Raw genomic sequence first — 15,688 nt, 5'->3', positions numbered from 1 at the left:
ATCTTGGGGGGATGCTCACCCTGGCCGCCATATGGAGGGTCGAGCCGCGTGTGGAGCAGGATCGCCGAAATGTTCAGTTGGGGCCGGATCGCCGGTCTGACGCTGCTGGCCGGACTGCTGGCGCTGCGGGTCGTCGATCCGATCGTCGTCGAGCGGCTCCGCCTGCAGGCGTTCGATCTGTATCAGCGGATCGCCCCGCCCGAGGACCGTGCTTTTCCTGTCGCCGTCCTGGATGTCGATGACCGCAGTCTCGCCGAGATCGGCCAGTGGCCCTGGCCGCGCACGAAGATCGCCGAGCTTGTGGACCGCGCGATGCAGGCCGGCGCGGTCGCGGTGGCCTTCGACATCGTGTTTTCCGAACCCGACCGGCTGTCGCCGGCGCTGATCGCGCGGGACAACCCGATCCTGCCCGACCGCCTGCGCGCCGAGATGCTGAAATTGCCGTCCAACGACATGATCCTGGCGGACAGCTTTGCCCGAGCCCGGATCGTGACCGGCCAGACCAGCGTGCGCGACGCCACCCAGACCGGGGTTTCGGCGCAGCAGATCCGGCAGGTGCCCCACGCCATCATCGGCCCCGATCCCACGCCGTTTCTGTTGAAGTTTCCCGAGCTGGTGCAGAACCTGCCCGAGCTCGAGGATGCCGCCGCCGGGCGCGGGGTGTTCACCGTGATCCCCGACCCGGACGGCATCTATCGCCGCATGCCGGTGGTGATGATGGTCGAAGGCGCGCTGCGCCTGACGCTGACGGCCGAACTTTTGCGGATCGCGACAGGGGGCGACGCCTTCGCGATCCGGTCGAACGAGGCCGGGATCGACGGCGTGGTCGTCGCCGGCCAGCTGATCCGCACCCAGGGCGACGGCACCGTCTGGCCGCGCTTTTCTCCGTCGGACCCAGGCCGGTTCGTATCGGCTGCCGATCTGCTGAATGGCCGGGTGCCGGCGGGGCGGCTGGCGGGGCATCTGCTGCTGGTCGGCACTTCGGCGATCGGGCTAGAGGACTTCCGTCCCACCCCGCTGGGCGTGTCGATGGCCGGGGTCGAAATCCACGCGCAACTGCTCGAGAACATCCTGGGCGGCACGCTGTTGTCGCGGGACAACTCGGCCACGGGGCAGGAACTGTTCTGGATCGCGGCGCTGTCGCTGCTGGTCATCTCTCTGGCGCCGATGATGCGTGCGAGCTGGCTGATCGTCAGCACCCTGGCGCTGGTCGCTGCCTTTGCGACATTTTCCTACGCGCTCTTCCTGCGAAACGGGCAGCTGATCGACCCTACCTATCCGGTGGCCTCGATGGTTCTGATGGTGATGCTGATGTCCAGCACCAACTACTTGCGCGAGGAACGCCGCCGCCGCGAGATCCGCAATGCCTTTGGCCAATACGTCTCGCCCGATCTCGTGGCGCAGTTGGCCGATCACCCCGAGGCGTTGAAGCTGGGCGGCGAGCGGCGCGACCTGTCGGTGCTGTTCAGTGACGTGCGGGGGTTCACCACCCTGTCCGAAGGTTTCCGCGACGATCCGCAGGGACTGACGCGGCTGATGAACGGGTTTCTCACGGTGATGTCGAACGCGATCCTCGAACACCGCGGCACCATCGACAAGTTCATGGGCGATGCGGTGATGGCGTTCTGGAACGCGCCGCTGCCGCATCCCGATCACCCGCGGTCCGCCTGCCGCGCGGCGGTGCGGATGATGCGGGCGGTCGAGAAATACAACCGTCAGCGCCGGGGTGCGGCGAAACCGGGGCAACAGGTGCATCCCATCAGGATCGGGATCGCGGTCAACACGGGCCCCTGTTTCGTCGGCAACATGGGCAGCGACACGCGTTTCGACTACACCGCTCTGGGCGATACGGTGAACCTGGCTTCGCGGCTGGAGGGACAGTCCAAGACCTACGGCGTGCCGATCATCGTCGGCTCGACTACGGCGGAGGCGGTCAAGGGCGATTTCGCACTGATCGAGCTGGATCTGATCCGGGTCAAGGGGAAGACACGGCCCGAGCGGATTTTCGCCTTGTTCGGGGAACGTCGCATGGCCGGGCGAAAGCGGTTCCGGGCGTTGTCGGCTCAAGTGGCGTCGATGCTGAAGGCATATCGCGCGGGCCACTGGGACACGGCGATCGCGCGGCTGGATGAAATCGAGCGCCGCGCGTCCGATCTGCGGTTGGATCTGTCGCATTATGCCGGGCTGTTCCGGCGGCGGATCCGGCGGTTGAAGGCGGATCCGCCCGGCCCGGGCTGGGACGGCGTGTTCGACGCGCTCGAGAAGTGATCAGCGCTCGCGCAGCGCCTCGTATTGGCCCCGCCGGATCGGTTTCAGCAAATAATCCAGAACCGTCTTGCGGCCGGTCAGGATGTCCACCGTCGCCACCATCCCCGGCGAGATCGGCAGCGGATTGTCTTCGGTTCCCAAATGCTTGCGGTCTGTTTCGATCATCACGCGGAAGAACTCCGTGCCATCTGACGAGGCAACCGTGTCCGCTCCGATCCGCGCCACCCGGCCCTTCAGGTCGCCATAGATCAGATAGTCATAGGCCGTGACCTTGACCGACACCTCGGCCCCCGGCTTGACGAAGGCCACGTGGGCCGGGCGCAGGTTGGCCTCGATCACCAGCCCGTCATCGGCGGGCACGATTTCGGCCAGTGACTGGCCGGGGCTGACCACCGCACCCAGCGTCGTGACCCCAAGCGCATTCACGACACCGCGCACCGGCGCGCGGATCCGGGTGCGGGCGACGCGGTCGCGGGCGGCGCGCAGCGTTTCCTCGACCACTGCCAGTTCGACCTGCAACTCGGCCAGCCGCTGTCGCGCCGCCAGAACGTAGCCCGACCTTGCCACTCCGATCTCGGTCCGGGCCTGTTCGATCGCCGCCTCGAGCCGCGCCCTGGTGGCCTTGCCAACCTCGAGATCGCCTTCCAGAGCCGCCAGTTTCGAGCTCAGGCGCAATAGTTCGATCCGCGGCACGGCGCCGGATTTCGTCATCTGTTCGGTCAGCGCGACCTCTTCGCGCAAGGGTCGGATCATCTTGCTGCGCTTGAGCTGCTGGGCTTGCAGTTCGGCCAGTTCGCTTTGCCGCTGGCGCAGTCGGTCCTGCCGCAACTGCAGCTCATGGGTCAGCTGCTGGCGGCGGGTCTCGAACACCTCGCGCTCGGCCGCCACCGCACGCGGGTTCTCGGCCGCGAGTTCGGCGGGAAAGCGCAGCTCGTCGGCAAGGGCCGCTTCGGCCTGAAGCCGCAACCGCTCGGCCAGAAGCGCGCCGCGCCGCTGTCTCAGTTCGCCCAGTTCCGAGGCGAACCGCGTATCGTCGATCTGCATGATCACGTCGCCGCGCTCGACCAGGTCGCCTTCGTTCACTTCGATGCTGCGGACGATGCCCCCTTCGAGGCTTTGCACGACCTGAACGCGGCTCGACGGGACCACCTGGCCCTGACCGCGGGTGTATTCCTCGAGCTCGCGAGTCGCCGCCCAGAGCAGGAAGGCGCCGACCGCCGCGGCGATCGCCAGCAACAGGACGCCGGCGCCGCGCGCGGTCTGACCATGCACGGAGGCGCCGGGATTGTTCACGAACATCTCTTCCGCGTTCTGTCCGAACATCTATCCGCCCCCCGCAGGCGCCGCCGACAGCGCCGCCGTCACCTCGGCGCGGGGGCCGTCCAGCACCTTGCGCCCGGCATCAAGGACGGCATAACGATCCGCGATCACCGCAAGCGGCTGGCGGTGGGTGCAGAGGATCAGCCCGCAGTCGCGGCCCAGATCACGGTCCAGGCGGCGGCAGACCCGCGCCTCCATTTCCTGGTCCATCGAGTTGGTGGGTTCGTCGAGGAACATCAGCCGGGGCCGCCGGATCAGCAGCCGCGCCAGCGACAGCGCCTGCGCCTGCCCGCCTGACAGCCGCGCGCCCCGGTCGCCGATGAAAAGCGCCAGCCCCTCGGGCGCAGCGGCCACGAAATCGTCGAGGCCGGACAGGTAGAGCGCCCGGTCGATTTCGTCCTGCGTAGCGTCGGGGCGCCCGATCAGAAGGTTCTCGCGCAGGGTGCCGGTGAAGAACTCGGGCGATTGCGGCAGATAGCCGATGCCGGCGCGCAGTTCGGCCGGGTCGTAATGGCTCGCACCGTGGCTGTCGATCAGCACCGTGCCAGTATCGGGCGCGATCAGCCCCGCCAGCATCTTGCCCAGCGTCGATTTGCCGGACCCGACTCGGCCCAACAGAGCCACCCGTGCCCCGGCCGGGATGTCCAGCGACACGCCCCGCAGCGCCGGGGTGGCGGCGCCCGGCCAGGTGAAATCCACATCGCGCAGCGACACCTCGCCCCTGCGCACCCGCAGCCCGGACCGAACAGCCTGGGTGCTTTCGGTCGGGGTCTGCATGATCGCGTCCAGCGCGCCCAGCGACTTGCGCGCATACTGGGCCCGAAACACTGTCTGGGCGATCAGCGCCAGCGGCGCCAGCGCGCGCGAGGCAAGGATGTTCGCGGCAATCAGCGCGCCGACCGAGATCGTTCCATCGACAACCAGATAGACGCCCCAAGCCACGATCACGATGCTGGTCAGCTGCTGCACCGCCAGCGTCGCGCTTTGCACGAAATTGGCCCAGACCCGCGCCCGGCCGTTCAGCCGGGCCGAGGCGGCCACCGCCCGTTCCCATTCGCGCTGCATCACCGGTTCGGCATTCAGCGCCTTGACCGTGAGCACGCCGCCCAGCGCCTCGGCCAGCACGTTCAGACGGCGCGCGGCCACGTCTCCGGCGGTATCGGCGGTGCGGGCCATCGGGATCTGCGCCAGCAGCGCCAGCGTCAAAATCACCGCCATCGCCCCCAGCGGCACCCAGGCCAGCGGGCCGACGACGATCGCCAGAACGCCGATGAACAGCCCGACGAACAGCAGGTCCACCGCCGCCACGAACGAGGTCGAGGCAAACAGCTCGCGCACCGCCTCATATTCCCGGATCCGGCTGGCCAGTGAGGCCGCGCCGTCCTGCCGGTCCAGCAGCCGCAGGTTCAGAGCCTGCCGAAACAGCGCCGAGGCCGCCCTGAGATCGACCCGCCGGCTGATCCGTTCCAGCAGTCCCGCCCGCAACAGCCGCAACAGCAGGTCCAGCGCGATCGCCAGCCCGACCCCGATCGCCAGAGTCCACAGCGTCACGGTCGAGAAGGTCGGGATCACCCGATCATAAACGTTCATCACGAAAAGCGGCAGCGCCAGCGCCATCAGATTGATGAGCAGTGTCGCCAGCACCACCTGTGCCCAGCCGCGCCAGTTGTCGCGCACCGGCCCCCAGAACCAGTGCCGGTCGGCCGCGGCGGTCGGCGCCGGGGGGGCGCCGGGGCGGGTCCGCTGATCCTCTTCAGGTGCCACCAGCAGCAGATCTGGCGCGATTCGGCGGCGGAATACCCGCATCGGGTGATGCTCGGTCAGGCCGGTTTCGGGGTCGAACAGTTCGACCGACCCGCGCGCGGGGGTGATCGAGACCACGGCCACCGGGCTGCCCTTGTGGCGAAACGCGATACAAGGCGGCACCGCCGGATCAAGACGTCGCAGGTCGGCCCGATGGCTGCGGGTCTTCAGACCCAGCGCCGCCAGCGCCAATTCCAGATCATCGGGCCGGGCAAGATTCGCACCCGCCGGCAGCCGCGCGAGAACCGCGGCGGCGGTGAAGGGGCGGCCGTGAAACGCGGCGAACCAGCGCACCAGCCGCAGCGGCGGATCGAGGCGCTCGTCCTCGGCCGCTGGCGCGGCGGGCCGAGCAGGGGCGGCCCCGGCCACCGACCGGTTCATTTATCCACGACCGGCCGGGCCTTGTCGATGACGCTGAACGGTTTTTGCGTTTCCGTGGCTCGGACTTCGAGGGCGAGAAGTTCGCCGGTGCGGTCGATCCCGAAATGTTCGGCCAGCCGACTTTCGGCGGCAAGAATGCGGTAGGCGCTGAACAGCGCCCCGGCCCGCGCATTCAACTGGGTCAGGCGCGCGTGGAACAGTTCGGTCTCGGCGATGAGCACGTCCAGCAGGCTGCGGGTCGCCGCGTTGAACTCGACCAGATACTGATCCACCAGTTCGCGGTTGGTCGCCACCTGCCGCGCCGCCAGATCGGCGACTCGCTGGTACGACTGGTGCCGGCTCCAGGCCTCGCCAGCCAACCGTTCGACTTCGCGGATGATCGCCATGCGGTCATAGAGCGCCTCGTTCTGCCGCTCGATCAACGCCAGGCGCCGTTCGGTCCGGCCTCCGCTGAAAATCTGCCAGTCCAGCGTCACGCCGACGAAGACGCGGCTTTCGTCGCCGCTGGAACCATCGAGATCCCGCCCCACCGAAGCGCCAGCGTTGACAGAAACCTGCGGCAGATAGTCGGCCTCGGCGATGTTGCGTTCGAATTTGCGCGCGTCCACGTTGGCCTGCGCGCTGCGAATGCGGAAATTGTTGCGCACCGCAGTTCGGATCATGGCATCGCGGCTGCGCGGCAGGGCCGGGATCGCCGGCGTGGTCAGCGGGGCTCGCGGCGGGATGCCGACCAGCTCCAGATAGCGTGCCCTGGCAAGGTCCAGGTCGCGTTCCAGGTCGCTGATGGTGATCCGCACGGCTTCGACCCGTGTTTCGGCCTGAAGCTGGTCGCTGAGCGGCAGGCGCCCGCCAGTCACCAGCTCTTCGACCTGGCGCGAGATTTCGAGATGGCGGTTCAGGTGGTCCCGCGCGATCCGCATGAGCGCCTCGAGCCGGGCCACGTCGATATGGGCCTGCGCGACTGTCAGCGACATGGTTTCCGAGGCGTCGAGAAAGGCGAACATCTCGCGGTCCAGCCGCGCGGCGCGGGCATAGACGGTGTTGGCCCGGCGCAGCCCGTCGAACACTGGCAGCCGGGCCACGATGCCAATCTCGCGGGCGTTCTTGGTATGCGCATTGTCGGACGGCGTCAGGCCGCCGGGGTCGTCCACGTATTCCGGGCCGATCGTGCCAAAGATGGACACGGTGGGCATGTAGCTGCCGCGGGTTTCGAGCAGGTCGAAGGCCGCCGCGCGCACCGCCGCGTCCCGCGCCCGCATCTTCGGGTTCGAGGCCAGCGCGGTGCGAACCGAATCCCGGATGTCATGCGCAAGAGTCGGCGGCCCGGAAGAGATCAGAGCAACGGCAAGTGCAATGAGAAACAAACGACAAGATGCCAAGACACAACGCCTTTTGGGGTGACCCTAAGGGTTCCATTATGCCTCAATTGGTAGAAATGTCTCAGAATTTTTTTTTGGACGGACATTCACGGTGAAGGAAACCCATCGTCGACAGGATTCGCCTGAGTCTGCGTGACGCGGAAAGCAATGCAGGGGAAGAGATGGCAGGGGCAGCAGGATTCGAACCCGCGACCTACGGTTTTGGAGACCGTCGCTCTACCAACTGAGCTATACCCCTGTTGCGCGCACGATCTAAGCCACCCGCGCGGCAGGGGCAAGAGGAAATCGCATGCCACTGCACTTGCGCGGGCGGACGGGTGCAGTATGAACACGGCCGACAGGAACAATCGCACGCGCCCTGAGCAGATGAGCCTGAGAAAGAAGATCGCGGACAGCGCATGGTTCAACCGCTCGGTCGAGGGGCTGATCGCGGCGTGGATCCGCTTTGCCCATGACAGCTCGAGCTGGGACCGCATCGGGTTCGAGCCGATGGACGAGGCTCTGCGCGCGGGCGAGCCGGTGATCGTGGCGCTATGGCACCAGCGGCTGATGATGTCGCCCTGGCTGTTCGACGTGTCGCTGGGCCGGATCTGCACGCTGACCTCCTCGGCGCGGGCGGGGCGGCTGGCGGGGCAGGTGCAGGCGCGGTTCGGTTTCGACACAATCGCGATGTCCAGTCACAAGCGCCATGTCGCGCTCTCGCGCGAGGTGTTGGGCAAGATCCGCGACGGCTATTCCATCGGGATCGCCACCGACGGGCCGCGCGGTCCGGCACGGATCGCTTCGACCGTGCCGCTGGTGTGGGCACGCAGTTCGGGATGCCGGGTGTTCGTGGTGTCGTTTTCCGCCAACCGGGTGCTGGAGTTTCCCACGTGGGACAGGATGTGGCTGCCCACGCCTTTCAGCAAGGGCGTGCTGATGTGCCGGGAATGGCGGGAAACCGTCCCGCGCAAGCCCAGCGAGGAGGAAATGGAGCGGCTGCGGCTGAGCCTGCAGGCCGCGCTGGACGAGGTGACCGACGCCAGCGACCACGCCGCGGGGCGGCTGACCGGGGCGTAACCGGTTCAAGAGGCCGCGGCCTCGATTTCCGGGATCGGCGGGCGTGGCAGGCGATCGAGCAGGCGGAACACGCGTTCGCGGCACTTCGCGCCGGGCCAATCGGCGGGGTAGAAGTCAGCCGGCAGATCGGGGTGGCGCAACACCACGCGGCGCCAGCGGTGCACGATCAGCGTGCGCAGCGTGGCCGTCTGCAGGGGCGAGGCCGCCCCGGCGGAGGGCACCAGCGCGTCGGCCTGTTCCAATGACCGCATCAGATCCCTGCAGGCCGCGTTCAGGTCCGGCGGGATGATTGACGCCCGCAGCCAGTCCGGCACCCGCAGGGCGCCGATCTCGAGACCGAGAAGGCCGTTCGTGTTCCCAGGCAGTGGCCCTTCGCCCAGCGCCACGGTGTCGCCCACGCCGATGTAATTCTCGGCCGGCAACAACTCGCGCAGCGCGGCCACGCCATCCGCATTGCCGGCGATCAGTGCGTGCCAGCGTTCGGCCACCACGGGCGCGCGGTCATAGATGCGCGGGGTGACGGCGGCGCTTTGGGCGCGGCCGAACTCGGTCAGGAAATGCCGGCTTTCGCGGCCCTCGCGCGCGCTTTCCAGCCAGCCGTCCTTGCGCAGCCGGTGCAGGGCGACGCGGATCGCCTCGGGGCGGACGCCCAGCGGTTCGATGATCCGCGACAGTGCCGCGCCGCTCAGACGGTCGCCGGGGCGTTGGGCGAGGTCGCCGAACACGGTGACGATGATCGACCAGACGCGCTGGTTGCGCGGGTCGTTGAGCGCGGCCACGCAGTCGTTGAACCATCGGTCTGAGGCGTCATTCATGCTGATATTCCATGGGCTTGGCGGTCGCGGCACCGACGGTTTCCGGGGCGGGGCGTTCACAATTCCCGGCGCGCGCGCAGCGCGGCCGAGATGGTGCCGTCGTCCAGATAGTCCAGCTCGCCGCCGATCGGCACACCCTGCGCCAGCGAGGTCAGCCGCACCCGGCCCTGCAACTGGTCGGCGATGTAATGGGCGGTGGTCTGGCCGTCCACGGTGGCGTTGAGCGCAAGGATCACCTCGGTGATGCCTTCGGTGCCGATACGCTCCACGAGGCGCGGGATGCGCAGATCCTCGGGCCCCACCGCATCCAGCGCCGACAGCGTGCCGCCAAGGACGTGATAGCGGCCCTTGAACACGCCGGCGCGTTCCATCGCCCACAGGTCCGAAACGTCCTCGACCACGCACAGTTCGCCCGTCGCGCGTTTTTCGGAGGCGCAGATGTCGCAGATGTCCGAGGTGCCGATATTGCCGCAGTTGAGGCATTCGCGGGCGGAATCGGCGACCTGCTGCATGGCCTGTGCCAGCGGCGCCAGCAGTGCCCCCCGCTTGCGGATCAGGTGCAGCACCGCGCGCCGCGCCGACCGGGGGCCGAGGCCCGGCAGACGGGCCATCAGTTCGATCAGATCCTCGATTTCGCGGCTGGCGCTCATGTCGCATGGCGGGCGGGGCTCTGGTGCCCGCCCGGACTCCTCAGAAGGGCAGCTTCATGTCCTTGGGCAGGCCCATGCCCTCGGTCAGCTTGCCCATTTCCTCCTGCACCTTCTCGGTGGCCTTGGTCTGGGCGTCCTTGATCGCGGCCAGGATCAGATCCTCGACCACTTCCTTGTCCTCGGCGTTGAAGATCGACGGGTCGATGTCCAGCGACTTCAGTTCGCCCTTGGCGGTGCAGGTGGCCTTGACCAGCCCGGCCCCGGATTCGCCGGTGACCAGCAGGTTGTGCATCTCTTCCTGCAGCTGCGCCATCTTCTGCTGCATTTCCTGCGCGGCCTTCATCATCTTGGCCATGTCGCCAAGCTGGCCCAAACCTTTCAGCATGTCCGGTCTCCTGTGGTGGAACGCGTTTGCGCCTAGATACGGGCGCGGCGGCCCCGGCACAAGGGCTGGGCGCCTGGACGTGGCCTGTCATCAGAGATCCTCGAACGGATCCCATTCGTCCTCGACCTCGGGCAGGGCTTCGGCCTGCGCGGTGGCCTGCAACTGTTCCGGCGTGCGGATTTCGGTGATCCGGGCCTTGGGGAACCGGGCCAGCACCGCCTGCACCAGCGGGTGTTCCGCGGCGCGGGCGCGCAGGGCGCTCGCTTCGGCATCGCGTTCCTCGGCGATGGTGGGGGCGCCGCCCTCGGCGACGACGCTGATCGCCCAGCGGTTGCCGGTCCAGGCCTGAAGCCGCGCGCCCAGCCGTTGGGCAAGATCGCGGGGGGCGTCGTCGGACGGTTCGAACTCGATGCGCCCCGGCTGGTAGGACACCAGCCGCACGCAGGTTTCCACCTCGACCAGAAGTTTTACGTCGCGGTTGGCGCGGATCAGCTCGATGACGTGGCCGAAGGTCGGGAACCGCGCCAGCGCGGTTTCGGCATCCTGCGCGAGCGCCGTCACGGCGGACCCGCCGCCTCCGCCGGAGAGGGGCGCGCGCCCCTGCGCCGGGGCGGGGCCGGTTGCGCCCGCCGTCATCCCGCCGCCCCCGCCGGGGCCGGGGGACACGGGCGGGGGCGGGCTGTCCTGCAGCTTGCGCACCAGCTCCTCGGGGCTGGGCAGGTCGGCCACATGGGTCAGGCGGATGATCGCCATCTCGGCCGCCATCATGGCGTTGGGCGCGACCGCGACCTCTTCCAGGGCCTTCAGCAGCATCTGCCACATGCGCGTGAGCACCCGCATCGGCACGCGTTCGGCCATCTGCACCCCGCGCGCCCGTTCGTCGGGCGAAATCGTGGGATCCTCGGCCGCGTCCGGGGTGATCCTGACCACCGACACCCAATGCGTGATCTCGGCCAGATCGCGCAGCACCGCCATCGGGTCGGCGCCCTCGGCATATTGCGCGCCCAGTTCCGTCAGGGCGCCTGCCGCGTCGCCGCGCAGGATCATGTCCATCAGGTCCAGAACCCGGCCCCGGTCGGCCAGCCCCAGCATGGCGCGGACCTGATCGGCGGTGGTTTCGCCCGCGCCGTGGCTGATCGCCTGATCCAGCAGAGACGTCGCGTCCCGCGCCGACCCTTCGGCCGCGCGCGTGATCAGCGCCAGCGCGTCGTCGGTGATCTTTGCCCCCTCGGCATCGGCGATCCGGCGCAAGAGCTTGATCATCTCCTCCGGTTCGATCCGGCGCAGGTCGAACCGCTGGCAGCGGCTCAGCACCGTGACCGGCACCTTGCGGATCTCGGTCGTGGCAAAGATGAACTTCACATGCTCGGGCGGCTCTTCCAGCGTCTTCAGCAGCGCGTTGAAGGCGCTGTTGGACAGCATGTGAACCTCGTCGATGATGTAGATCTTGTAGCGCGCGCTGGCCGCCCGATAGCGCACGCTGTCGATGATCTCGCGGATGTCGTTCACGCCGGTGCGGCTGGCCGCGTCCATCTCCAGCACGTCCACATGGCGGCCCTCGCTGATCGCCACGCAATGTTCGCACTGGCCGCAGGGTTCGGTTGTCGGCCCGCCGGTGCCGTCCGGCCCGATGCAGTTCATCCCCTTGGCGATGATCCGCGCGGTGGTCGTCTTGCCGGTGCCCCGAATGCCGGTCATGATGAAGGCCTGCGCGATCCGGTCGGCGGCAAAGGCGTTCTTCAGCGTGCGCACCATCGCGTCCTGCCCGACCAGATCGGCGAATGTTTCGGGCCGGTATTTGCGGGCAAGCACCTGATAGGGTTTCGCGGGGGTCTCTGTCATCTCTGCTCTGGCGGATTCGTGGTTGCCCGACAGCCTAGAGCGCGCCCGCCTCGGCGTCCAGCATTGCCGGGACGGAAACCGTTTGGGGCAGGGGCGGTGTTCGGCTAAAGTCCCGCAGGGGTGAGGAAAACGGGGCTGGCAAGATGCCGGGCATGGTGATCCACGCATTGCAGGCGGGCCGGGGGACGCTGGCCATCTGTCCGCTGCCGGGGCGCGGCGGGCGCTATCGGGGCGATCTGGACCTGATCCGCGACTGGAAGCCGGGCCTCGTCCTGACCCTGACGACCGACTCGGAGATGGCCAAGGCCGGGGCGCAGCTTCTGGGCACCGACATCCAGAGCATGGGCAGCCGCTGGCGGCACCTGCCGATCGCCGACTTCGGCACGCCGGCGCCGCGGGTCGAACGTCTCTGGCCCGAGGCCAGCCAGGCCGCGCGCCAGGCGCTGCAGGGCGGCGGACGGGTGCTGGTGCATTGCAATGGCGGATGCGGGCGGTCGGGGATGATCGCCCTGCGGCTCTTGGTCGAGATTGGCGAGGATCCGCAGGCGGCGCTTGAACATTTGCGCCGGGTGCGGCCCTGCGCGATCGAGACCGACGCGCAGATGCAATGGGCGCTGGCCGGGCGGAGCGGTCCCCGGCGGCCCGGGCGGCTGCATCTGAGCTGAAGGTGAGAGACTGGACAGCGACCCAGGCGGGGCTCGTTACGGCTGCTTCCTTCCGGACCTGACCGGGTTGGCGAGGCGCCTGCCCGCGCCAGCCTCTCGGGGCGGCATATAGGCGGCGGGCGGGGGATTGGCAAGCGATTGCGCGCGCCGGGCGGTCACAATGGCACCACCAGCCGCAGGAAACCTTGTGCGTCGGGCCCCTGAACCCTGATGCCGGTGCCTTCCAGTTCGTGCAGATGCGCCGCCGCGCCGGGACCGGTGGGCACCGTGACCGTGGTGCCCGGCATCGCCGCGAACCGCCACGCGGGGCCGATATCTTCCAACGCGTCCCTTGCCAGGCGCCCCGAGATATAGTCCGCCACGGCGTCCCGGATCGTGATCCGGGGCAAGGGGAGTTCCTTGGCCCCATCAAGCGCCGCCACATGGCCGCCGCCGGCGGCGCGATAGCTGTTGAGCGCGACGACGAATCGCTCGTCCGGCCGGACCGGACGACCGGCATGGCGCAGCGCGCGGATTCTCCCGCCGTCGCAGTCCAGCAATCGGCCGTCATCGCCGAACCGGCGAGGCCGGGACGGATCCACGATCCAGTCGAGCCCGTGCAGGATGTCGAAATCATGCCCCGGAAAGGATGGATCAATCAGGGCCTGCCCTTGCCCCCCGGGCCGGACCCGGTTGAACAGACCGGCGGCATGTTCCAGCCAGTCCCGGATCTGTGCGCCGGTCAGGATCACGGCGCACAGCGTGTTTTCATGGGGGCAAAGAGCGATGACATGGCGAAGCGACACGTCTCCGGCCGGGATGTCGGTATAGGCGAACGGCCCGGCGCGCCCGCCGCTGCGGGCCGGAGCGGCGGCCGACAGGACGGGCAGGCCGTGGGCGGGAGAGTCGGCCAGATGCGGGCGCAGCGCGGCGGCCTGGGCCGCTGCCACGAGCGCCGTGGCGCGATCTTCGGCGACAAAGCTGAAATAGCTGTGCAGGGGGCGGCCAACCCGACCGACCGGCCGGGCAAGCCGGGCGCGCGTGGCTTCGTGGTCACGACGCAGCAGCCGCAGCAGCCGGGGATCTTCTTCGGTCGCGCTCTCGGTCGCACCTTCGGGGGTCCGTCGCGCCACCGGACGTAATTCCGACCGCGCACAGGTCACGGTCCACCGCCCGCTCCCGCTCCGTTCCAGTTCCAGATCTATCACGCCCAGATGCGACCCGGCGGAACCGGCCATAACGACGGGCACCCCATGCACCGTCCCCGCGCCATGATCCACAGGCCCCGAAGCCTCCGGCACGCCTGCGTGACGAGGGCCGGGAAAGACAAGATGCGTATGCCCCGCCACGATCGCGTCAACGCCCTCCAGCGCGGCGAGCGGGATCACCGGGTTCTCCATGCCGGTCCGGGGTTCTTCGCCCCCCAGCCCGCCATGAGCCAGGGCGACCACCAGGTCCGCCCCTTGCCGTCGCAATTCGGCCACGGCGCGTCGGGCGGCCTGCAGCATGTCGCCCACGGTCATTCTCCCGACCAGCCAATGCGCGTTCCACTGCATCGTCTGGGGTGGCAGCAGCGAGATGACCCCGACCCGAACGCCGGTCGCCGTCGGCAGGGTTCGTTCCAGCACGGCATGGGGCTTGATGGACCCCAGCGCACCCGGCTCCGCGGCCGCGAGGTTCGAGCCGATCACCGGGCAGGGCGCCTGCGCCAGAACGTCCCGCAACCGGTCCAGCCCAAAGTCGAAATCATGGTTGCCAAGCCCGATCGCGTCATAACCCAGCTCGGCAAGCGCGCCCATCAACGGATGCCGCCCCCTTGTCCGTCCGATGGCAAGATCGGCCAGTGCGGTCCCCTGCAGGGCATCGCCATTGTCGAACAACAGAACGCCCGCTCGCATGGCCGCCGCCTCGGCACGGGCCTGCCGAATCAATGTCGCGACCCGCGTCAGACCGACGAACGGATCCGGGCGATCCAGATTGTAGTCGAACCCGGTCAGATGCATGTGCAAATCGGTGGTCGCCAGAAGACGCAGCCGCGCCCTGACCGACGGCTCCTGACATATCCGCGCACTGCTTCTGTCCATCATCATCTCAATGGCGGGCTCATGCGAATCTTGTCAATGAGCGCCACGTTTTGGAAACAGTGCGTTTCCAAATTAGCGCTCTTGCGGGAAACACCGATAGTTCCGGCGAGATCCCGCTGTTCCTTCATCTTGCCGCCAAATACTCCCGCCGGAGGCACCCGAGGCCCCGGCCTCCGGGCCGGGGCCGAGACAAGGACTTGCGCCGAAGGCGCACCGTCTTGGCAACGGTGGACAGGCGCGCCGCCAGAACCCGCGGCGCGCCGCCCGAACCCGCCGGATGCACTGGAATCGGTGGCGGTTTCAGTGCATGAAGGCACGTACCGAAGACGGGACAAGGCGCATGAAAATCTTTGCAGGACTGGGCAACCCGGGCGCGAAATATGCACGCAACAGGCACAATGTCGGCTTCATGGCCGTCGATCGCATCGCCGAGGATCACGGATTTGGACCCTGGAAATCCCGGTTCCACAGCCTCGTGGCCGAAGGCCGGCTCGGCCGCGAAAAGGTGCTGCTGCTCAAGCCCCAGACCTACATGAACCTCTCCGGCCAGGCGGTGGGCGAGGCGATGCGCTTCTACAAGCTCTCGCCCGAGGACGTGATCGTGTTCCATGACGAACTCGACCTCGCCCCCGGCAAGGTGCGCGTGAAACAGGGAGGGGGGCATGCGGGCCACAACGGGCTGCGGTCGATCCACCAGCATATCGGCGACGCCTACGGCCGGGTCCGCATCGGCATCGGGCACCCTGGCCGCAAGGAACTCGTCTCGGGCTATGTCCTGCACGACTTCTCCCGCGCTGATGAAGACTGGCTGGGCGATGTGCTGCGCGGCATCTCGGACGGGGCGGTCGCGCTCGCCGAAGGCGACGCAGCGCGGTTCCAGAACGCGGTCGCTTTGCGCACGGCGCCGCCGCGCTCCTCGACCGGAAACAAAGGCAAGACCGCAAAGCCCGAGCGGGCATCGCAGAACCCCGAACCGGATACCCGCTCACCCCTGCAGAAGCTGGTGGACAAGTTCCGCTGAGCCTCCCCCCTTGCACCCGTCGGACAGACCGGGTCAG

Annotated in this window: 12 protein-coding genes, 1 tRNA gene and 1 other RNA gene; 4 read left to right on the top strand and 10 right to left on the bottom strand. The window is 68.2% G+C overall.

Translation table 11 applies throughout. The features are described 5' to 3' along the window. Positions 1-69: 69 nt before the first annotated feature. Positions 70-2,268, top strand: coding sequence for a CHASE2 domain-containing protein (locus tag C4S70_RS05465; protein WP_104007107.1), 2,199 nt, complete (start codon positions 70-72; stop codon positions 2,266-2,268). On the opposite strand, the gene C4S70_RS05460 is transcribed toward C4S70_RS05465, so the two are convergent. The 4 genes from C4S70_RS05460 to C4S70_RS05445 all read right to left on the bottom strand — a co-directional run bounded on the left by C4S70_RS05460 (position 2,269) and on the right by C4S70_RS05445 (position 7,389). Beyond that, a complete protein-coding gene (locus C4S70_RS05460) occupies positions 2,269-3,591 on the bottom strand; it encodes an HlyD family type I secretion periplasmic adaptor subunit (RefSeq protein ID WP_104007106.1) in 1,323 nt (440 codons plus the stop codon). After that, positions 3,592-5,772 carry an ATP-binding cassette domain-containing protein gene (locus C4S70_RS05455; protein WP_104007105.1) on the bottom strand — a complete coding sequence of 727 codons (2,181 nt, stop codon included), beginning with the start codon at positions 5,770-5,772 and terminating at the stop codon, positions 3,592-3,594. Then, positions 5,769-7,136 (bottom strand): TolC family protein, encoded by a 1,368-nt coding sequence (locus C4S70_RS05450; protein WP_104007104.1) that lies wholly within the window; start codon positions 7,134-7,136, stop codon positions 5,769-5,771. The genes C4S70_RS05455 and C4S70_RS05450 overlap by 4 nt, the downstream gene beginning before the upstream one ends. A gap of 177 nt (positions 7,137-7,313) precedes the next feature. Then, positions 7,314-7,389: transfer RNA gene (locus C4S70_RS05445), tRNA-Trp, on the bottom strand. 128 nt (positions 7,390-7,517) lie between these two features. Here C4S70_RS05445 and C4S70_RS05440 point away from each other — a divergent pair. Continuing rightward, on the top strand, positions 7,518-8,210 hold the full coding sequence (locus C4S70_RS05440; protein ID WP_160114847.1) for a lysophospholipid acyltransferase family protein: 693 nt from the start codon (positions 7,518-7,520) through the stop codon (positions 8,208-8,210). A gap of 5 nt (positions 8,211-8,215) precedes the next feature. On the opposite strand, the gene C4S70_RS05435 is transcribed toward C4S70_RS05440, so the two are convergent. The 4 genes from C4S70_RS05435 to C4S70_RS05420 form a co-directional block, all read right to left on the bottom strand. Then, positions 8,216-9,025 (bottom strand): PaaX family transcriptional regulator C-terminal domain-containing protein, encoded by an 810-nt coding sequence (locus C4S70_RS05435; RefSeq protein ID WP_104007102.1) that lies wholly within the window; start codon positions 9,023-9,025, stop codon positions 8,216-8,218. Positions 9,026-9,081: 56 nt separating this feature from the next. Next, positions 9,082-9,675 (bottom strand): recombination mediator RecR, encoded by a 594-nt coding sequence (gene recR, locus C4S70_RS05430; protein WP_104007101.1) that lies wholly within the window; start codon positions 9,673-9,675, stop codon positions 9,082-9,084. Positions 9,676-9,715: 40 nt separating this feature from the next. Further along, complete coding sequence (locus C4S70_RS05425) at positions 9,716-10,060, bottom strand: YbaB/EbfC family nucleoid-associated protein (protein ID WP_104007100.1); 345 nt, start codon at positions 10,058-10,060, stop codon at positions 9,716-9,718. Positions 10,061-10,150: 90 nt separating this feature from the next. Beyond that, positions 10,151-12,070: a DNA polymerase III subunit gamma/tau gene (locus C4S70_RS05420; RefSeq protein WP_104007099.1), complete on the bottom strand. Its 1,920-nt coding sequence runs from the start codon at positions 12,068-12,070 to the stop codon at positions 10,151-10,153. On the opposite strand from C4S70_RS05420, the gene C4S70_RS05415 reads away from it, so the two are divergent. After that, positions 12,046-12,567, top strand: coding sequence for a phosphatase domain-containing protein (locus C4S70_RS05415; RefSeq protein ID WP_104007098.1), 522 nt, complete (start codon positions 12,046-12,048; stop codon positions 12,565-12,567). The genes C4S70_RS05420 and C4S70_RS05415 overlap by 25 nt on opposite strands. Here C4S70_RS05415 and ffs read toward each other — a convergent pair. Continuing rightward, positions 12,568-12,666: signal recognition particle sRNA small type (gene ffs / locus C4S70_RS05410), an RNA gene on the bottom strand. 56 nt (positions 12,667-12,722) lie between these two features. After that, positions 12,723-14,630 carry a 5'-nucleotidase C-terminal domain-containing protein gene (locus tag C4S70_RS05405; RefSeq protein WP_160114846.1) on the bottom strand — a complete coding sequence of 636 codons (1,908 nt, stop codon included), beginning with the start codon at positions 14,628-14,630 and terminating at the stop codon, positions 12,723-12,725. A gap of 340 nt (positions 14,631-14,970) precedes the next feature. Here C4S70_RS05405 and pth point away from each other — a divergent pair, with 340 nt between their 5' ends. After that, positions 14,971-15,651 carry an aminoacyl-tRNA hydrolase gene (pth, locus tag C4S70_RS05400; protein WP_104007225.1) on the top strand — a complete coding sequence of 227 codons (681 nt, stop codon included), beginning with the start codon at positions 14,971-14,973 and terminating at the stop codon, positions 15,649-15,651. The last annotated feature ends 37 nt before the right edge of the window (positions 15,652-15,688 follow it).

This window comes from Jhaorihella thermophila, assembly GCF_900108275.1.
GTDB lineage: Bacteria > Pseudomonadota > Alphaproteobacteria > Rhodobacterales > Rhodobacteraceae > Jhaorihella > Jhaorihella thermophila.
The sequence above is the reverse complement of the archived record's forward strand: the minus strand, read 5'-3'. Positions and strand labels throughout refer to the sequence as shown.